The sequence below is a fragment of the Pseudomonas sp. VD-NE ins genome, assembly GCF_031882575.1.
Taxonomy (GTDB): domain Bacteria; phylum Pseudomonadota; class Gammaproteobacteria; order Pseudomonadales; family Pseudomonadaceae; genus Aquipseudomonas; species Aquipseudomonas fluorescens_BZ.
Window position 1 is genome coordinate 825,001 of record NZ_CP134772.1, and the last position, 20,217, is coordinate 845,217.

Annotated in this window: 12 protein-coding genes and 2 rRNA genes (1 of these 14 only partly in view); 12 read left to right on the plus strand and 2 right to left on the minus strand. The window is 59.3% G+C overall.

All coding sequences use genetic code 11. The features are described 5' to 3' along the window. From RMV17_RS03445 to RMV17_RS03480, 8 genes are all read left to right on the plus strand, one after another. Positions 1 to 1,768 (plus strand): 23S ribosomal RNA (locus RMV17_RS03445) (it extends 1,126 nt beyond the left edge of the window). 166 nt (positions 1,769 to 1,934) lie between these two features. Then, positions 1,935 to 2,050, plus strand: a 5S ribosomal RNA gene (gene rrf / locus RMV17_RS03450). A gap of 154 nt (positions 2,051 to 2,204) precedes the next feature. Then, complete coding sequence (gene recC / locus RMV17_RS03455) at positions 2,205 to 5,657, plus strand: exodeoxyribonuclease V subunit gamma (protein WP_311885629.1); 3,453 nt, start codon at positions 2,205 to 2,207, stop codon at positions 5,655 to 5,657. Then, positions 5,654 to 9,343, plus strand: a complete 3,690-nt coding sequence (gene recB / locus RMV17_RS03460; RefSeq protein ID WP_311885631.1) for an exodeoxyribonuclease V subunit beta — start codon at positions 5,654 to 5,656, stop codon at positions 9,341 to 9,343. Before recC ends, recB begins: the two co-directional genes overlap by 4 nt. Then, entirely contained in the window at positions 9,340 to 11,448 is a 2,109-nt protein-coding gene (recD, locus tag RMV17_RS03465) for an exodeoxyribonuclease V subunit alpha (protein WP_311885633.1), read from the plus strand. Before recB ends, recD begins: the two co-directional genes overlap by 4 nt. A 119-nt stretch (positions 11,449 to 11,567) precedes the next feature. Beyond that, positions 11,568 to 12,143 carry a YfiR family protein gene (locus RMV17_RS03470; RefSeq protein WP_311885635.1) on the plus strand — a complete coding sequence of 192 codons (576 nt, stop codon included), beginning with the start codon at positions 11,568 to 11,570 and terminating at the stop codon, positions 12,141 to 12,143. Next, positions 12,140 to 13,408 (plus strand): diguanylate cyclase domain-containing protein, encoded by a 1,269-nt coding sequence (locus RMV17_RS03475; protein ID WP_034154358.1) that lies wholly within the window; start codon positions 12,140 to 12,142, stop codon positions 13,406 to 13,408. The genes RMV17_RS03470 and RMV17_RS03475 overlap by 4 nt, the downstream gene beginning before the upstream one ends. A gap of 47 nt (positions 13,409 to 13,455) precedes the next feature. Further along, positions 13,456 to 13,908: an OmpA family protein gene (locus RMV17_RS03480; RefSeq protein WP_409373128.1), complete on the plus strand. Its 453-nt coding sequence runs from the start codon at positions 13,456 to 13,458 to the stop codon at positions 13,906 to 13,908. On the opposite strand, the gene RMV17_RS03485 is transcribed toward RMV17_RS03480, so the two are convergent. Next, a complete protein-coding gene (locus tag RMV17_RS03485; protein WP_311885640.1) occupies positions 13,905 to 14,852 on the minus strand; it encodes a LysR family transcriptional regulator in 948 nt (315 codons plus the stop codon). The two genes, RMV17_RS03480 and RMV17_RS03485, sit on opposite strands and share 4 nt — an antisense overlap. Positions 14,853 to 15,001: 149 nt before the next feature. Here RMV17_RS03485 and RMV17_RS03490 point away from each other — a divergent pair, with 149 nt between their 5' ends. Both RMV17_RS03490 and mmsB read left to right on the plus strand, forming a co-directional pair. Continuing rightward, a complete protein-coding gene (locus tag RMV17_RS03490; protein ID WP_108226476.1) occupies positions 15,002 to 16,528 on the plus strand; it encodes a CoA-acylating methylmalonate-semialdehyde dehydrogenase in 1,527 nt (508 codons plus the stop codon). Positions 16,529 to 16,538: 10 nt separating this feature from the next. Beyond that, positions 16,539 to 17,426, plus strand: a complete 888-nt coding sequence (gene mmsB / locus RMV17_RS03495) for a 3-hydroxyisobutyrate dehydrogenase (RefSeq protein ID WP_311885644.1) — start codon at positions 16,539 to 16,541, stop codon at positions 17,424 to 17,426. 81 nt (positions 17,427 to 17,507) lie between these two features. On the opposite strand, the gene RMV17_RS03500 is transcribed toward mmsB, so the two are convergent. Beyond that, positions 17,508 to 17,852 (minus strand): cupin domain-containing protein, encoded by a 345-nt coding sequence (locus RMV17_RS03500; protein WP_003177747.1) that lies wholly within the window; start codon positions 17,850 to 17,852, stop codon positions 17,508 to 17,510. Between the two features lie 511 nt (positions 17,853 to 18,363). On the opposite strand from RMV17_RS03500, the gene RMV17_RS03505 reads away from it, so the two are divergent. Continuing rightward, the gene (locus RMV17_RS03505; RefSeq protein ID WP_311885647.1) at positions 18,364 to 18,933 is read left to right on the plus strand and encodes an acyl carrier protein; all 570 of its coding nucleotides are present in this window, start codon (positions 18,364 to 18,366) and stop codon (positions 18,931 to 18,933) included. 8 nt (positions 18,934 to 18,941) lie between these two features. Then, entirely contained in the window at positions 18,942 to 20,216 is a 1,275-nt protein-coding gene (locus RMV17_RS03510) for a beta-ketoacyl-[acyl-carrier-protein] synthase family protein (RefSeq protein WP_311885649.1), read from the plus strand. Position 20,217: the final 1 nt, after the last annotated feature.

The window sequence follows — 20,217 nt, forward strand, 5'->3', positions numbered from 1 at the left end:
GGGGCTCAAACCATACACCGAAGCTACGGGTATCATCTTCGGATGATGCGGTAGAGGAGCGTTCTGTAAGCCTGTGAAGGTGAGTTGAGAAGCTTGCTGGAGGTATCAGAAGTGCGAATGCTGACATGAGTAACGACAATGGGTGTGAAAAACACCCACGCCGAAAGACCAAGGTTTCCTGCGCAACGTTAATCGACGCAGGGTTAGTCGGTCCCTAAGGCGAGGCTGAAAAGCGTAGTCGATGGAAAACAGGTTAATATTCCTGTACTTCTGGTTATTGCGATGGAGGGACGGAGAAGGCTAGGCCAGCTTGGCGTTGGTTGTCCAAGTTTAAGGTGGTAGGCTGAGATCTTAGGTAAATCCGGGATCTTAAGGCCGAGAGCTGATGACGAGTTACCCTTTGGGTGACGAAGTGGTTGATGCCATGCTTCCAAGAAAAGCTTCTAAGCTTCAGGTAACCAGGAACCGTACCCCAAACCGACACAGGTGGTTGGGTAGAGAATACCAAGGCGCTTGAGAGAACTCGGGTGAAGGAACTAGGCAAAATGGCACCGTAACTTCGGGAGAAGGTGCGCCGGTGAGGGTGAAGGACTTGCTCCGTAAGCTCATGCCGGTCGAAGATACCAGGCCGCTGCGACTGTTTATTAAAAACACAGCACTCTGCAAACACGAAAGTGGACGTATAGGGTGTGACGCCTGCCCGGTGCCGGAAGGTTAATTGATGGGGTTAGCTAACGCGAAGCTCTTGATCGAAGCCCCGGTAAACGGCGGCCGTAACTATAACGGTCCTAAGGTAGCGAAATTCCTTGTCGGGTAAGTTCCGACCTGCACGAATGGCGTAACGATGGCGGCGCTGTCTCCACCCGAGACTCAGTGAAATTGAAATCGCTGTGAAGATGCAGTGTATCCGCGGCTAGACGGAAAGACCCCGTGAACCTTTACTATAGCTTTGCACTGGACTTTGAATTTGCTTGTGTAGGATAGGTGGGAGGCTTTGAAGCGTGGACGCCAGTTCGCGTGGAGCCATCCTTGAAATACCACCCTGGCAACTTTGAGGTTCTAACTCAGGTCCGTTATCCGGATCGAGGACAGTGTATGGTGGGTAGTTTGACTGGGGCGGTCTCCTCCTAAAGAGTAACGGAGGAGTACGAAGGTGCGCTCAGACCGGTCGGAAATCGGTCGTAGAGTATAAAGGCAAAAGCGCGCTTGACTGCGAGACAGACACGTCGAGCAGGTACGAAAGTAGGTCTTAGTGATCCGGTGGTTCTGTATGGAAGGGCCATCGCTCAACGGATAAAAGGTACTCCGGGGATAACAGGCTGATACCGCCCAAGAGTTCATATCGACGGCGGTGTTTGGCACCTCGATGTCGGCTCATCACATCCTGGGGCTGAAGCCGGTCCCAAGGGTATGGCTGTTCGCCATTTAAAGTGGTACGCGAGCTGGGTTTAGAACGTCGTGAGACAGTTCGGTCCCTATCTGCCGTGGACGTTTGAGATTTGAGAGGGGCTGCTCCTAGTACGAGAGGACCGGAGTGGACGAACCTCTGGTGTTCCGGTTGTCACGCCAGTGGCATTGCCGGGTAGCTATGTTCGGGAAAGATAACCGCTGAAAGCATCTAAGCGGGAAACTTGCCTCAAGATGAGATCTCACTGGAACCTTGAGTTCCCTGAAGGGCCGTCGAAGACTACGACGTTGATAGGTTGGGTGTGTAAGCGCTGTGAGGCGTTGAGCTAACCAATACTAATTGCCCGTGAGGCTTGACCATATAACACCCAAGCAATTTGCGTCGAAGAGACCAGATTGCGGTGTGTGAAGACGAAACGAACCGAAAGTTCGACTGCACTTAAAAAAGCAGCACAAAACACCGAAAGCTGTCACATACCCAATTTGCTGAAGCGAGGCCATCTGGTCACGACTCAGTACCCGAATTTCTTGACGACCATAGAGCGTTGGAACCACCTGATCCCATCCCGAACTCAGCAGTGAAACGATGCATCGCCGATGGTAGTGTGGGGTTTCCCCATGTGAGAGTAGGTCATCGTCAAGATTAAATTCCGAAACCCCAATTGCGAAAGCAGTTGGGGTTTTGTTTTGCCCGCAGGAAAGTTCTTACAGCATTCACAGACGCCGTCCGGCTGTCACAACCTGTCGACAATGCTAAGGTTCTGCCTTGGCTTTTGTACTTTTCCAAGGAAACCCTTATGCCGGACGCCCAGTCCCTCAACGCTGCATTCATGGTAGTCCAGAGCAATAGCCTGGACGAACTGCGCAGACTTGTGATCAGCATAATGCGGCGCTATCCACTGGCCCCCCTGGAAAACGAAATAGCGCTGGTACAGAGCAACGGTATCGCCCAATGGCTCAAATTGGCCTTGGCCGAAGACCCTGAGGAAGACGACCTTGGCGGTTGCGGTATTGCCGCAGCGATTGATGTGCAACTGCCGGGCAGTTTCATGTGGCAGCTTTACCGCATGGTACTGGGCCGAGATGAGATTCCTCCCAAATCCCTGCTCGATAAAGCCCCGCTGACCTGGCGCCTCATGCGCCTGCTCCCCCAGGTTATTGATCGCCCGCATTTCGAGCCGTTGCAACGCTTCCTCACTCATGACACCGACCTGCGCAAACGCTATCAATTGTCCGAACGTTTGGCGGATCTGTTCGACCAGTATCAGGTTTACCGGGCTGACTGGCTGGAGGACTGGGCCGAAGGCCGGCATCAATTGCGCACTGTCAGAGGTGAAGTAAAACCATTGCCCCCGACCAGTTGCTGGCAGGCAGAACTGTGGCGCGCGCTGCTGGATGACGTAGGCGAACAAGGTATGGCGCAGAGTCGCGCCGGCGTTCACCAACGGTTCATCGAACGCATCAACAATCTTGCCGAAGCTCCCGCGGGACTGCCTTCGCGGGTAATCGTTTTCGGTATTTCTTCGCTGCCAGCCCAGGTGCTTGAAGCGCTGGCTGGCCTTGCGCGTTTCAGTCAGGTTCTGCTGTGTGTACACAACCCGTGCCGCCACCATTGGGCCGATATTGTCGCCGACAAGGATCTGCTGCGGCATCAATACAAACGGCAATCGCGCAAGACCGGAATGCCAGCAGTGCTGGATCCTGAAACACTGCATCAACACGCCCATCCACTGTTGGCTGCGTGGGGCAAACAGGGCCGGGACTACATCAACCTGCTCGACAGTTATGACGATCCCAATAGTTATCGGGCGGCTTTTCGCGACGGCCGCATAGACCTGTTCAGCGAAACTCAGCCACACAATCTGCTCAATCAACTCCAGGACGATATCCTGGAGTTGCGCCCACTCAATGAAACCCGTGAGCACTGGCCTGCGGTCGATCTGGCGCAGGACGAGTCGATCCGCTTTCACATTGCCCACAGTGCTCAACGTGAAGTCGAAATACTGCATGACCAGCTCCTCGCGCGCTTCAGTGCCAACCCGGATCTGCGTCCGCGCGATGTGATCGTGATGGTGCCTGACGTCGATAGCTACGCACCGCATATCCGCGCAGTATTTGGTCAGCTTGACCGGCATGATTCGCGGTTTATTCCCTTCACGTTGGCGGATCAGGGACAACGTGGCCGTGATCCACTGCTGATCGCGGTCGAACACCTGCTCAAGCTTCCCGACAGTCGCTTTCCGGTCAGTGAAATCCTCGACCTGCTCGACGTTCCCGCACTCCGCGCGCGCTTTGGTGTAGAGGAGCGTGACCTGCCGACACTGCATCGCTGGATCGAAGGAGCGGGCGTGCGCTGGGGCATGAATGCCGAGCAGCGAGCGGGTCTGGGTTTACCCGACGAGCTTGAGCAAAACAGTTGGCATTTCGGCCTGCGTCGCATGCTTCTAGGCTACGCCGTCGGCAGCGCCAACGCGTGTGAAGGGATTGAACCCTACGATGAGATCGGCGGACTCGACGCCGCCCTCATCGGGCCGCTGGTGGCTTTGCTCGATGCTCTGGAGCTCGCCCATCAGCAGCTCACCCAACCGGCTCAGCCCAAGGAGTGGGGATTCCGGTTGCAGGCGCTGATGCAACTGTTCTTCAAAGCCAGCAACGAGCATGACGACTACTTGTTGACCCAACTGGAAGAGCTTCGCGAAACCTGGCTGGAAACGTGTGAGGCTGTAGGTCTGGCGGATGAGCTACCACTGACCGTGGTTCGCGAAGCCTGGCTCGCCGGTCTGGACCAAGGGCGTCTGTCTCAGCGGTTTCTGGCCGGTGCCGTGAATTTTTGTACGCTGATGCCCATGCGCGCCATTCCATTCAAACTGGTCTGCCTGCTGGGGATGAACGACGGCGATTATCCCCGCGCGCAGCCGCCGCTGGATTTCGACCTCATGGGCAGCGATTACCGTCCGGGAGATCGCTCGCGGCGTGAAGATGATCGGTATCTTTTACTCGAGGCGCTGTTGTCAGCACGCAATCAGCTCTACATCAGTTGGGTTGGCCGCAGCATCCGCGACAACAGCGAGCGACCGGCCTCCGTGTTGATCGGCCAGTTGCGCGATCACCTCGCCAGCGGTTGGCGATTGCTCGATGAAAACCGCGATCTGCTGAGTGCCATGACGCAAGAGCACCCGCTGCAGCCGTTCAGTGCGCGCTATTTCCATGAAGGCGATCAACTCTTCAGCTATGCCAGCGAATGGCAGGTTCTGCATCAACAGCATGAGCCTCAAAACGAAGTGCAGTTACTCACCCCTTATGTGCAAGAAGAGCCGTTGAGCCTGGCGTTGTTGCAAGACTTTTTGCGCAATCCAGTCCGGCACTTTTTTACCCAACGCCTCAAGGTGTATTTCGAAGCGGCCGAAGCCCCCTTGGCCGACGAAGAGCCCTTCGTACTGGACGCATTGCAGCGCTACACACTCAGCGACAGTCTGCTCGAAGCCGCACTCAGGCAGCCGGACAATGTCGATCAGGCGCTGACTGCCCAGGCCCGACGCCTGCAGAACAGCGGTCTGCTACCAATGGCCGGGTTCGGCGAGTGCCTGCAACGTGAGCTGATCGAACCTCTGCCGGATTTGCTCCAGCGTTATCAACAACTGCTGACGCTCTGGCCTGTCCCTTTGAGTAGCGCGATGCCGGTCAACCTTGAACTGCAGGGTTTGCGTCTGGAAGGATGGCTTGCGGGTTTGCATCAGCGTGCCGATGGGGGGCTGTTGTCGGTCACCACTATTCCCAACAGCATTGGCTCGATCAAAAGCCGCAAATGGCATCGCCTGACCAAACCCTGGGTCAATCATCTGGTGGCCTGCGCCAGCGGACTTTCCCTGAGCACCGCATTGGTGGCCAGCGATGACACGCTGCTGCTTGAGCCGATGGAGCAGGATCGAGCGGTACGTTTCCTCGGCGATTTGCTCCTCGCCTGGCAGGCCGGGATGCGACAGCCACTGCCGATCGCTGTAAAAACTGCCTTCGCGTGGCTCTCTCAGAACGACCCGCTGAAGGCCGAAGCGGCGGCGCGTAAAGCCTATGAAGGTGATGGGCAGACCAGTGAGGGCGAGCGCCGCGAGAGCCCCGCTTTGTCCCGGCAATACGCCGACTTCGATGCATTGCTTGAGGACGAAACATTCTCCGGTTGGTGTGACGCCTTGTATCGCCCACTGCTTGAAGCACCGTGGCGTTCACTGTCCACTGAAGGGGCTCGCGCATGAGTACCAAGACCCCCCTCGCACTGGCGTTCCCGCTACAGGGCAGCCAGTTGATCGAAGCCAGTGCCGGTACCGGTAAAACCTTCACGATTTCTGCGCTCTACCTGCGGCTTATCCTCGGGCACGGTGACGAGGCGAGCGGATTCGGCCGCGAATTGTTGCCGCCGCAGATTCTCGTGGTGACCTTCACCGATGCTGCGACCAAGGAGCTGCGTGAGCGCATACGTACGCGTCTGGCAGAGGCCGCTCGATTCTTTCGTGACGAAACGCCTGCACCCGACGCGCTGATCGCTGAATTGCGTGACCAATTCGACGCTCTACAGTGGCCCGGTTGTGCCAACCGCCTCGATGTCGCTGCGCAATGGATGGACGAGGCCGCCGTTTCGACCATCCACAGTTGGTGTCAGCGCATGCTCCGTGAACATGCGTTCGACAGCGGCAGCTTGTTCACCCAAACACTGGAAACCGATCACAGCGACTTGCTCGGTGAAGTGTTACGCGATTACTGGCGGCTGTTCTGTTACCCGATGCAGGGCGATGCCTTGAATTGGGTTCGCAGCAACTGGGGTGGGCCAGCTGCGTTGTTGCCTCGCGTGCGTGGCCTGTTTGCCAGTGAGCGTGACAGCGACGAAGGAAAGGCTCCCGCAGAGCTGATCGAGGAATGCCTGCAAGAGCGCCGTGCAGCGCTGATCGAACTGAAAATGCCGTGGCGTCAGTGGGCAGACGAATTGCTCGCGATCTGCCATCAAGGTGTTGCGAGCAAATCCGTCGACGGACGCAAGATGCAGGCACGTTACTTCGAACCGTGGTTCGAAAAGCTCAAGGCATGGGCTGAAGACGAGTCTCTGGAGCAACTGGATATCGGCACCGGTTTCACCCGACTGACCCCCGACGGCATGGCCGAAGCGTGGAAAGGTCAGGCCCCGAGCCACCCGGGCCTGGACGCCATGCCGAAACTCAAGTCGAGCCTCGATGCATTGCCCACTCCTGATGCCGCTGTGCTGCAACATGCCGCCAAATGGGTAGGCGCACGCTTTGAAGAAGAGAAGCGGCGTCGCGCCGAGATGGGCTTCGATGACATGTTGTTGCGCCTTGATGCAGCTTTGCAATCCGTCGGTGGAGAACGTCTTGCGACGTTGATTCGCGAACAGTTCCCGGTCGCGCTGATCGATGAGTTCCAGGACACCGACCCGGTGCAGTACCGAATCTTCGAGAGCATCTATCGCATCGAAGAAAACAGCCCCGAGACCGGCCTGTTTCTGATCGGTGATCCTAAGCAGGCGATCTACGCTTTCCGCGGTGCAGACATCTACACCTACCTGCGCGCACGTCAGGCTACCACTGGCCGATTGCATACACTGGGCACCAACTTCCGCTCCAGCCATGGCATGGTCAACGCGGTCAATCATGTATTCGAGCGCGCCGAGTCCCGAACGCTGGGACGCGGCGCGTTTTTGTTCCGCGAGAAAAACGGCGAGAACCCGGTGCCATTCCTTCCCGTGGAATCTCAAGGCCGCAAGGAGCGCCTGCAGGTTGCCGGGCAAGATGTCGCGGCGTTGAATGTCTGGCACTTGTCCACCGACCAGCCACTGTCCGGCGTGGTCTATCGCCAGCAATTGGCAGCCGCGTGCGCCAGCGAAATTACCGCGCTGCTCAATGGCGGGCAAAGCGCTGACGCGGGGTTCGTGCAGGATGGCAAAGACTTCAGAGGTCTGAAGCCGTCCGACATTGCGATTCTCGTGCGCGATGGCAAAGAAGCCCAGGCCGTACGCAGTGAACTCGCCGCCCGAGGTGTGCGCAGCGTTTACCTGTCGGACAAGGATTCGGTGTTCGCGGCGCAAGAGGCCCACGATCTGTTGTCCTGGCTCAAGGCTTGTGCCGAGCCAGATGTCGAGCGCTCCCTGAAAGCCGCACTGGCCTGTATCACCCTGAACCTGCCACTGGCAGAGCTGGAGCGTCTGAACCAGGACGAACTGATATGGGAAACCCGGGTCATGCAGTTCCGTGGCTATCGCGAGCTATGGCGCAAACAAGGTGTACTGCCGATGTTGCGCCGCCTCCTGCATGACTTCCATCTGCCGCAAACCTTGATGACACGCAGTGATGGCGAGCGCGTACTGACCAACCTTTTGCATCTGTCGGAATTGATGCAACAAGCGGCTGCGGAACTGGACGGTGAGCAAGCGCTGATTCGACATCTCGGCGAACTGCTGGCAGTGTCCGGACAGGCTGGTGAAGAGCAGATTCTGCGTCTGGAAAGTGACGAGCAACTGGTCAAAGTCGTGACCATCCACAAGTCCAAAGGCCTGGAATATCCCTTGGTGTTCCTGCCGTTCATTTGTTCGGCGAAACCCGTGGATGGCAGTCGCTTGCCACTGCATTATCACGACGCCGAGGGCAAGGCCCAGATAAGCCTCAAGCCGACCGCCGAACTGATTGCGCAAGCGGACGACGAACGCCTGGCCGAAGACCTGCGCTTGCTCTACGTGGCACTGACGCGCGCGCAGCACGCCTGCTGGTTGGGCGTGACGGATCTCAAACGCGGCAATAACAACAGCTCGGTGCTGCACCTTTCGGCGCTGGGTTATCTGCTCGGTGGCGGCGCATCGCTGGGCGAGTCCAGCGAACTGAAACGCTGGCTGCAAGATCTGCAACAGGACTGCCCGGCCATACTTACCGAGGAAATGCCGCAACCCACCGACGAGCATTACCAGCCGCCACGCAATGACGCCGTGCTGAGTGCGACGCTGTTGCCCAAGCGCAAGGCCAGCGAAAACTGGTGGATCGCGTCTTATAGTGCGCTGCGCATCAGCGATGTGCTGAGTGTCGGCAGCGATGAAGCGCCGGACAGCCCGCAAGCGCAAAAGTTGTTTGATGACGAACGCCTGGACCCCGATGCTCCGCGGGAAATAATTGCCGGTGGCGCCGATATCCATCGCTTTCCTCGTGGCCCAAATCCAGGAACGTTCCTTCACGGTTTGCTGGAATGGGCCGGTGATGAAGGCTTTGCCGTTTCCCGCGAGGCGCTGGAAGATGCGATTGCCCGACGCTGCAACCTGCGGGGCTGGGAAGGCTGGATCATCACCCTGAGTGACTGGCTGCAACATCTGCTCAAATCACCTTTGCCGGTTGCAGGCGGGCAACCGCCCGTTGTTCTTGAACAGTTGAAGCAGTATCGAGTCGAGATGGAGTTCTGGTTCGCCAGCCATAAAGTCGATGTCCTCAAACTGGACGAACTGGTGCGTCAGCACACTCACAGGGGCGTGGCCCGTGTGGCGGCAGAACCGGTGCAACTCAACGGCATGTTCAAAGGCTTTATCGACCTGACCTTTGAACACGATGGCCGATATTACGTGGCCGACTACAAGTCCAACTGGCTTGGCGTGGATGATCTGGCCTATACCGAGCAGGCCATGGAACAGTCGATCCTCGACAACCGTTATGACCTGCAATACGTGTTGTACCTGCTGGCGTTGCACCGCCAACTCAAGGCCCGGCTGCCTGATTACGATTACGACCGGCATATCGGCGGGGCGTTGTACCTGTTCTTGCGCGGCTCCCGTGCTGAAAGTCGCGGTGTCTATTTTGTACGTCCGCCCCGTGAGCTTATTGAGCGTCTCGACCGGATGTTCCAAGGCAAACCCGAACCCAAGTCCGAACCCGCCTGGGAACAGGGAGTCCTGCTATGAGCCGCACCTTTGCCGACCTGCTCCCGACACCGCTGGCAGCTGACAGTCTGTCGAGGCTGTCGCCGCTGACCAGTGCCGACGACCTGCTGATATTGCTGACCCGGTGGGTCGAGCGCGGCTGGCTGCGTGCGCTGGACAAAGCATTCGTCGCGTTCCTTCACGAACTTGAGCGCGATACGGATCCGCTGGTGTTACTCGCTGCTGCCCTGACCAGTCATCAACTTGGCCACGGTCATGTCTGTCTCGATCTTTATGAAACCCTGAAAGCGCCCGACTTCGCGCTTTCGCTACCCCCCGAAGGAGACGTGCAAGGTGGTGTCTTGTTGCTGCCTTCGCAATTGCTCGAGGCGCTCGATGGTGCTCACTGGTGCAAGGTGCTGGCAGGCAGCTCTCTGGTCGCATTGTCGGCGGATAGCAGCGATTCAGCACAACAACGTCCGTTGGTAATCTCGGGCAAACGCCTGTATCTACGACGCTACTGGACGTACGAACGGCGCATCGATACGGCGTTGCGCCAGCGTCTGCAGCAGGTCGAGCCGACACCGGTCGATCTGCCGCAGCGCTTGAACGAGCTGTTCGGATCAGCCAGACCCGGTGAGGTGATCGACTGGCAGAAACTCGCCTGCGCCCTCGCCACTCGCGGCGCCTTCAGCATCGTTACGGGCGGTCCGGGCACCGGCAAAACCACCACCGTGGTGCGTTTGCTGGCCCTGCTGCAAGCGCCCGCAGTCGCTACCGGTCATCCGCTGCGGATTCGTCTGGCGGCCCCGACAGGCAAGGCTGCTGCGCGCTTGACCGAGTCCATCAGTCAGCAAGTGCAGTCGCTGAAAGTCACCGAAGAGGTGCGGGCAAAGATTCCTTGCGACGTCACCACCGTGCATCGCCTGCTGGGCAGCCGTCCCGGCACCCGCCATTTCCGGCATCACGCCGGCAATCGCTTGCCACTGGATGTGCTGGTGGTCGACGAAGCCTCGATGATCGACCTGGAAATGATGGCCAATCTACTCGATGCCTTGCCACCCCATGCGCGACTGGTCTTGCTCGGCGACAAGGACCAACTGGCCTCTGTTGAGGCCGGTGCGGTGCTGGGGGATTTGTGCCGTGACGCCGAGGGTGGCTGGTACAGCCCGCAGACCCGACAGTGGCTGGAGTCGGTCAGCGGTGAATCGTTGCAGGACAACGGTTTGCAAGAGGACGTCGATGGCGCTCATCCGCTGGCCCAGCAGGTGGTGATGCTGCGCCACTCCCGGCGCTTCGGCGAGGGCAGTGGGATTGGTCAGCTCGCGCGTCGGGTCAACCAACAGTTGCCGGATGAAGCGCGCCAGTTGCTCACGGCCGGGCATTATGACGACGTGTATTCGTTACCACTAAAGGGCGAGCACGATCACACGCTGGAGCGACTGTTGCTGGAGGGGCATGGCGACGGCCCACAAGGTTATCGCCATTATCTGAGCGTGCTGCGTGATCAGCGTCCACCCTCGGGCCGGCCACTGGAACATCCGGACTGGGTCATCTGGGCCCGCGAAGTCTTGCAGGCGTTCGACACCTTCCAGTTGCTGTGTGCCGTACGCAAGGGGCCGTGGGGCGTCGAAGGTCTGAATCAACGGATTACCGCCGCGCTGCTCAAAGCACGTCTGATCGAAAATGATCAGCAATGGTACGAAGGCCGTCCGGTGCTGATGACTCGTAACGATTACGGTCTGGGCTTGATGAACGGCGATATCGGGATCGCCCTCAAGCTGCCCGAGCGCGAAGGCCCTGACGCAGGCAAACCGGTGTTACGCGTGGCCTTCCCGCGCAACGACGGTCAGGGCGGCGTGCGCTTCGTATTGCCAAGCCGCCTCAATGACGTCGAAACCGTCTACGCCATGACAGTGCACAAATCCCAGGGTTCGGAGTTTGCCCACACGGCGCTGATCCTGCCGGATGCCTTGAATCCGGTCCTGACCAAAGAATTGATCTACACCGGCATCACCCGCGCCAAGCATTGGTTCACCCTGATCGAATCCCGCCCGGGAGTGTTCGAGGAGGCAGTGCAGCGCAAGGTCAAACGCCTGAGCGGGCTGATGCTGGAACTGGAGGAGGGCGCCGTGCCTCGGGGGTGAAAATCCAGACGATCGGCGGCGTTTACTGACCAACCGGTCAGAGGTCACTGTCTCGCTGGTGTTTCACTGCTGTGCTATCGTTGCGGCATCATTTCGCTACGATCCAAGAGAATCCCTGCATGAAGGTGTCTGTCTGGGCGACAGGGCGCGTAGTTGTCTGCAAGCACGCGTTGCTTGTTGCTCTGCTCTGGTTGTTGACGGGTGCGGCTTTCGCGCAACCACAAGCGCCGACAGGCATGGCCGAACAGCGGGCCAAATCTGTCACGCAGGTAGTTCTTGGCATTCTCAGCTACGCGCGCTGGCCGGTTGAGCCTGCGCAATTGCGCCTGTGCATCGTCGGCCCGACCGAATACACCGACGACCTGGTCAAAGGCACCACTCAAGCCACCGGCCGGCCGGTCACCGTACGTCGCCTGCTGGCCGACAACCCGGCAATCGTCAGCGAATGCGATGCGGTGTACATCGGCAAACTTACGACGGATGAACGCACTCGCTTGTTCGCTTCGCTGATTGGTCATCCAGTCCTGAGCATCAGTGAAGGTGGCGATCAATGCACGGTCGGCAGCCTGTTCTGTCTGCGCGTTGGCGATGAGCAAGTGTCCTTCGAGGTCAATCTCGACTCCGTTGCCCGCAGCGGCGTACGCATTCACCCCAGCGTGCTGCAATTGTCGCGTCGCAAACCGGCGGCACCATGAACCTGTTCAGATCGAATAGCCGCCCAACGCTGGGTTCGGTCATCGGCCGAGGGCATTTGACAGTCGCGCTGGTGGGCGTGGCGATGGCCAGCGTTTCGCTGACGTTGCTCGGCGTGCTGGCGCTGCGGGTGTACGCCGATCACAACCTGCACTTGATCGCCCGTTCGATCAGCTACACCGTGGAAGCGGCGGTGGTGTTCAACGACAAGACCGCCGCCAACGAATCGCTGGCGCTGATTGCTTCCTCCGAAGAGGTCGCTGACGCCCAGGTGCTGGACAGTCAGGGACAATTGCTCGCGCATTGGCAGCGCCCGGAAAACGGTTTGTTCTCTGAGCTGGAAATGCAGATTACCCGCGCCATCCTGGAAAAACCCATCAGCCTGCCGATCGAGCATCAGGACCGTGAAATCGGTCGCGTACTGCTCACCGGTCATGGCGGCAGCCTGATGCGTTTTCTGCTCAGCGGTCTGGCGGGGATCATCCTCTGTACCGCGATCAGTGCCTGGGTGGCGCTCTACCTGGCACGGCGCCAATTACGCGCGATCACCGGTCCTCTGCGCAGTCTGGCCAATGTGGCCCACGCCGCACGTAGCGAACGGGCACTGGACCGCCGCGTGCCGCCGGCGCAGATCGCCGAACTCGACAACCTCGGCAATGACTTCAACGCCTTGCTCGACGAACTGGAGTCGTGGCAAACCCACCTGCAAAACGAAAACGAAACCCTCGCTCACCAGGCCAGTCACGACAGCCTGACCGGTCTGCCGAACCGTGCCTTTTTCGAAGGGCGGTTGATCCGTGCCTTGCGCAATGCCGGCAAACACGATGAGCGGGTGGCCGTGTTGTTTCTCGACAGTGACCGCTTCAAAGGCATCAACGACAACTTCGGTCACGCTGCGGGTGATGCTGTCCTGGTCGCCGTGGCCAACCGCGTTCGCGCGCAATTGCGCGAAGAGGATCTGGTGGCGCGGCTGGGCGGTGACGAGTTCGCCGTTCTGCTCACGCCGCTGCACAAGGTCGAAGATGCTGAGCGTATTGCCGACAAGATCCTCGCCAGCATGGACATGCCCATCGCGCTGCCGGGCGACACCAGTGTCGTGACCTCGCTCAGTATCGGCATTGCGGTTTTTCCCGATCATGGTGTCACGCCGGGGGCCTTGCTCGATGCCGCCGATGCGGCGATGTATCAAGCCAAGCGTCTGTCGCGCGGCGCCCAATTCACGGCCGGGGCGGAGCACCCGGTCGATTCCGTTCAAACCAGGAGCTGACTCTCGTGTTCACACTGTCCATTCGATCTTTTTACGCTGTGCTGTTGATGGCCGTACTGGCCCTGAGCGGTTGCCAGACCGCCCCGCAAAAAGGCCTGACGCCGGCGCAAGTCGCGGTCCTCAAACAACAGGGTTTTGAGCTGACCGACGAGGGCTGGGAGTTTGGCCTGTCCGGCAAAGTGCTGTTTGGCAGCGACGTCGAAAGCCTGAACCAGCAAAGCACCGAGATCGTCGAACGCATCGGCAAGGCCCTGCTGGGTGTCGGCATCGAGCGCGTGCGCGTCGATGGCCACACCGATGCATCGGGCAAGGAAACCTACAACCAGCAACTGTCCCTGCGCCGTGCGAAAAGTGTCGCCAACGTGCTGGGCACGGTTGGTATGAAACAAGAGAACATCCAGTTGCAGGGCTTGGGCAGCAAAGAGCCGGTGGCGTCCAACGATACGGCAGCGGGCCGAACGGAAAACCGCCGGGTGTCGATTGTGGTCAGCGCCGACTAGTCGGTGAACTGGATGTCGCGGGTCTGCCCCATCAGCAGACCCTGATTGCGCTCGGTCACCTCACGGATGTAATCCCACAACAGGGTAATCCGCTTCAACTTCCTCAGATCCTCCCGGCAGTACATCCAGAACTGCCGGGTGATGTCGATTTCCTCTGGCAACACCGGCAGCAGGCGGGGATCCTGCGCGGCGAGGAAGCACGGCAGTATCGCCAGCGAGCGCCCCTGTTGCGCCGCGACGAACTGCGCGATCACGCTAGTGCTGCGCAAGTTGGCGCTGGCGCCCGGCAATACGTTCGCCAGGTACAGCAACTCCGAGCTGAACGCCAGGTCATCCACATAACTGATGAATTGATGCTTGCCCAAGTCTGCCGGGCGGCGGATCGGTGGGTGTTTGTCCAGGTAGTCCTGGGTCGCGTAGAGCTGCAAGCGGTAGTCGCAGAGTTTGCAGCAGACATACGGCCCATGTTCCGGGCGTTCGAGGGCGATGACGATGTCGGCTTCGCGCTTGGACAGGCTGATGAAGTGCGGCAGCGGCAGGATGTCCACCGAGATCGCCGGGTAGGCGTCGACGAAATGACTCAGCTGCGGGGTGATGAAAAAACTGCCGAAACCTTCGGTGCAGCCCATGCGCACATGCCCGGAGAGTGCCACGCCGGAACCTGACACTTGCTCGCAGGCCATGTGCAATGTGCTTTCGATCGACTCGGCATAACCGAGCAACCGCTGACCTTCGCTGGTCAGGACGAAGCCGCTGGTCCGCGACTTCTCGAACAGCAAAGTGCCCAACGCCGCTTCCAGCGAACTGATCCGCCGCGACACGGTGGTGTAGTCGACGGCCAGCCGTTTGGCGGCGGTGCTGGCCTTGCGGGTGCGGGCGACTTCGAGGAAAAACTTGAGGTCGTCCCAGTTCAGCGAGCCTAGAGAGGTGATGTTTTTTTGCATGATGGACGGGCTTATATGTGCGTTCTTATTAGAAGTTTGCACATCTATACTCCAAAAACAGTCCGACAACCAACTCGTGACACACGCCTCATCTCAAGGCGAACCTTTCGCCTTGGCTCCTACGATAAAAACAAGTTTCGGAGACCAGCATGAACGCATCGCTTACGCCCAACGACACCACGCTGCAGAAGGTCAAACTGCTGATCGACGGCGAATGGGTCGAGTCGCAGACCACCGAATGGCACGACATCGTCAACCCGGCGACCCAGCAAGTGCTGGCCAAAGTCCCGTTCGCCACCGCCGCTGAAATCGATGCTGCCGTCAGCGCCGCCCAGCGCGCCTTCCAGACCTGGAAACTGACCCCGATCGGCGCGCGCATGCGCATCATGCTCAAGCTGCAAGCGCTGATCCGCGAACACTCCAAACGCATCGCCGTGGTGCTGAGCGCCGAGCAGGGCAAAACCATTGCCGACGCCGAGGGCGATATTTTCCGAGGTCTGGAAGTGGTCGAGCATGCTTGCTCCATCGGCAGCCTGCAGATGGGCGAGTTCGCCGAAAATGTCGCCGGCGGCGTCGATACCTACACCTTGCGCCAGCCGATCGGCGTGTGCGCGGGCATCACTCCGTTCAACTTCCCGGCGATGATCCCGCTGTGGATGTTCCCGATGGCCATCGCCTGCGGCAACACCTTCGTCTTGAAACCTTCGGAACAGGATCCGCTGTCGACCATGTTGCTGGTGGAGTTGGCCATTGAGGCCGGCGTTCCGGCGGGCGTGTTGAACGTGGTTCATGGCGGTAAAGACGTGGTCGATGGCCTGTGCACGCACAAGGACATCAAAGCCGTGTCCTTCGTCGGTTCGACCGCTGTTGGCACTCACGTTTACGACCTGGCCGGCAAGCACGGCAAACGCGTGCAATCGATGATGGGCGCGAAGAACCACGCTGTGGTGCTGGCCGATGCCAATCGCGAGCAAGCGCTGAATGCACTGGTCGGCGCCGGTTTCGGTGCGGCCGGGCAACGTTGCATGGCCACCTCGGTGGTGGTGCTGGTCGGTGCGGCGAAACAATGGCTGCCGGACCTGAAAGCGCTGGCGCAGAAACTCACCGTCAACGCCGGCAACGAGCCGGGCACCGATGTTGGCCCGGTGATCTCGAAGAAAGCCAAGGCACGAATTCTCGATCTGATCGAAAGCGGCATCAAGGAAGGCGCAAAGCTGGAGCTGGACGGTCGCGACATCAAGGTGCCGGGTTACGAGCAAGGCAACTTTGTCGGCCCGACCCTGTTCTCGGGCGTGACCACCGACATGCAGATCTACACCCAGGAAATCTTCGGCCCGGTGCTGGTGGTGCTGGAAGTCGACACCCTTGATCAGGCGATCGCGCTTGTCAACGCCAACCCGTTCGGCAACGGCACGGGCCTGTTCACCCAGAGTGGTGCGGCGGCGCGTAAATTCCAGACGGAAATCGACGTCGGCCAGGTCGGCATCAATATCCCGATTCCAGTTCCGGTGCCGTTCTTCAGCTTCACCGGTTCGCGCGGTTCGAAACTCGGCGACCTCGGCCCGTACGGCAAGCAAGTGGTGCAGTTCTACACGCAGACCAAAACGGTCACGGCGCGTTGGTTCGATGACGACAGCGTCAACGACGGCGTGAACACCACCATCAACCTGCGCTGAGGAATCGATCATGAAAATCGCATTTATCGGTCTGGGCAACATGGGCGCGCCGATGGCGCGCAACCTGATCAAGGCTGGCCACTCACTGAACCTGGTCGACCTGAACAAAACCGTGCTGGCGGAACTGGAGCAACTGGGCGGGACCATTCGCGCTTCGGCCCGTGAAGCCGCCGAAGACGCCGAACTGGTGATCACCATGCTACCGGCGGCGGTGCATGTGCGCAGTGTCTGGCTCGGTGAGGACGGTGTGCTGGCAGGCATTCGCCAAGGTGTGCCAGCGGTGGATTGCAGCACCATCGATCCGCAGACTGCCCGCGATGTAGCGGCCGCTGCGGCGAAACAAGGCGTGGCCATGGCCGATGCGCCGGTGTCCGGTGGTACTGGCGGTGCGACTGCCGGCACGTTGACCTTTATGGTTGGCGCCACCCCGGAACTGTTCGCCACGCTGCAACCGGTGCTGGCGCAGATGGGCCGCAACATCGTGCATTGCGGCGAAGTCGGCACCGGGCAGATCGCCAAGATCTGCAACAACCTGCTGCTGGCGATTTCGATGGTCGGTGTCAGCGAGGCGATGGCATTGGGTGATGCGTTGGGCATCGACACCTCGGTGCTGGCCGGGATCATCAATAGCTCGACCGGGCGCTGCTGGAGTTCGGAGATGTACAACCCGTGGCCGGGTATCGTCGAAACGGCGCCGGCTTCGCGCGGTTATACCGGCGGTTTCGGTGCCGAGTTAATGCTCAAGGATCTGGGCCTGGCCACGGAAGCGGCGCGTCAGGCGCATCAACCGGTGGTGCTCGGCGCGGTGGCGCAGCAGTTGTATCAGGCGATGAGCCAGCGTGGGGACGGCGGGAAAGACTTCTCGGCGATCATCAACAGCTATCGCAAGCCGCAATAGAAGGACAGTGCTGAACGCACTGTAGGGATCCAACATTGTTTGCCGGGAAATCACGTCGGGTGATCTCCCGGCTTTTTTGCATCAGGCGAACACGAAATATTTGCGCACGGTCTCAACCACTTCCCACGTGCCTTTCATCCCCGGCTCAACCACGAAGATATCGCCGGCACGCAGATGAATCGGCGCCATGCCGTCCGGGGTGATCACGCAGTAGCCTTCCTGGAAATGGCAGTACTCCCACTTCACATAATCGACGCGCCACTTGCCCGGTGTGCAGATCCACGTGCCCATGATCTTGCTGCCGTCTTCGCTGGTGTAGGCGTTGAGGTTGACGGTGTGCGGGTCGCCTTCGAGTTTTTCCCATTTGCAGGCATCGAGTACCGGCAGCGGATGGGTGTCGCGTAGAACGGTGATGGGGGCGGTCATGTGTCGGCTCCAGACAAGGCGATCAAACGGAAGCTGCACCCTATAGCGCCGTGCCTGGGCCCAGATGTCTGTGCTCGACATGCAGATATCCATAAACGCTGCCAGGTTTTACGGATCGGGGAGTAAACCTTCCAGCAAAATCAATTAACGGCAGTACTGACCTGAAACAAAGGTTATGAAGTTATAACTATTTTACTTGTCTGGTTTTTACTTTTGGTACGTCTGTTCCGTTGCGTCCTTAGTTGCTTTCGATAGTCAGTCTGCCTGATAGCGCGGGCGCCCCACCATACCCCGTCTTTGTTAAGTAAATAAGTCGTTCGCCGCACCAGGGAGGTGCGGTGTCGGTGGGTTTTGCAGACTTTTTTCGAGTTGTAAAAAAACCTTGAATAGTTCGTTGACTCTCCCCTTAAGGGCAGAGTTTAGATTCCCGCCGCGTGAGAAGTTGCTGTGGGAAAAGTTACTTTTCATAAGTCGAATTCATGAAGTAGCCACGACATATAGGGAGATAGAAATGAACAATCCATTGGACTTGGAACATGTCGTTGCCAGCACTCGCGAAATCCTCGCACAGCTGTTGGTGATGGATGCGAATGACATCGAAGAAAACAGCAGCATCGTCGAAGACCTCGGTGCCGACTCGCTGGACATCGTCGACCTGAGCTTCCAGTTGGGCCGCCAATATGGCTGCACACTGCCGAAAACCAGCGTGCTCGACCATGCGGTGGCGGTTTGCGGTGATGCCAGCGAGTTTCTCGCCAACGGTCGCATTACCGAAAGCGGCAAGCAGTTGCTTGAGCAAAGCCTGAGCGCCTACACCCCGGATCAACTGAAGGCTGGCATGCAACCGGCTCAGGTGTTCGCCGCGACCACGGTGCGTAACTGGGCCAACCAGTGCCGCAATCTTTTCAACTTCCTGCCGGCGACCTGCCCGGATTGCAACGCTCACCAAGCGGTTCTGAACGAGCGTCAACAAGTGGTCTGTTGCGCGTGCAGTGCGCGCCTGGTGCCGGCGGATGGCGATGAAGTGTCGCGTCAATTGGTTGAGCAGTTTGTCACCACTCACGCCAAAGAAGCGGTGTAGGAGTTCTCATGCGGGCACGAGAAGTCTATGTGAGCGGGTTCGGTCTGGTGGCGCCCATGGCGCTGGACGCTGCCACGTTGTTCGAGCGGATTTGCCGGAAGCAATCCTGTGTCCGCGAACATCCCCGGTTCAAGGCGCTGGGATTCAACAACAGCGCAGCCGGATTTATCGACGATACGCAGTGGCAGCGCATCGGGGCCGGTTTCGGCGGCAACGCGGCTCTGCACCCACGGCAAAGTGTGCTGGCCGAGTACGTTGCCCGGCAGGCGCTGGAGCACGCCGGCCTGACGCCGGCAGACTTTGCTCACAGTCGCAGCGGTCTGTTTCTGGGGGCCAACAAGTATTGTGCCGACAGCCACGATCTGCAGCGGCTCAGCCGTTGCATGGATGAGGCCGGACGTGTCGACCTCGACCGTCTGCTGGACAGTCCGGCACCGTCCAGTGCGACCTTCATCCGACGGGTCGATCAACAGACGCAGCATCTGGCCGATCGGCTCGGCATCCGCGATCACATCTCGACCCATTCCGATGCCTGTGCCGCCGGCACCATGGCCATCGGCAGTGCTTACCGGGCCATCGAGCGCGGAGAGATCGATCTGGCTATCTGCGGCGCCGTCGAACTGATGGCCAACGAACTGCCTTATTACATGTTCAACAGCCTCGGCGCGCTCTGTCAGGCCGACTTGCCGGCGAGCGAACAGAGTCGCCCGTTCATGCCAGACCGTAGCGGTTTTGTCCTCAGCGAAGGCTCGGCGATGGTCATTCTCGAATCCGCTGAACACGCCCAACGGCGCAAGGCTGCGACACTGGGCCGGGTGTTGGGTTACGCGAATGTCTGCGAGGCGCAGAAAATGACCTCTAGCAGTCGCGACGGCAGTAAATACGAGGAATGCATGGAAGCTGCAATCGAAGACGCCGGGCTGCTGCGCAGCGCCGTGCAACACGTCAACACCCACGGCACCTCCACGCAGGCCAATGACAGTTGTGAAGCGTTGGCGCTGCAGCGGTTGTTTGGCGGTTGCCAGGACTTCATGACCTTCACCGCCAACAAGTCCGCCATCGGTCATTCGCTGGCCGGCAGTGGCGCGATCGAAGCAGTGCTGTCGCTGATGAGCCTGCGTGACGGCGTGCTGTTGCCCACGCTGAATTACGACCCCGAGCGTGCCGAATACCCTTCGCTGAAGTTCTTGAGCGAGCCGGTGCGACAACCGATCAACGTGGTGATGTCCAACTCGTTCGGCTTTGGCGGCATCAACAGCTCGCTGGTTCTGGGGAGGGCATGAG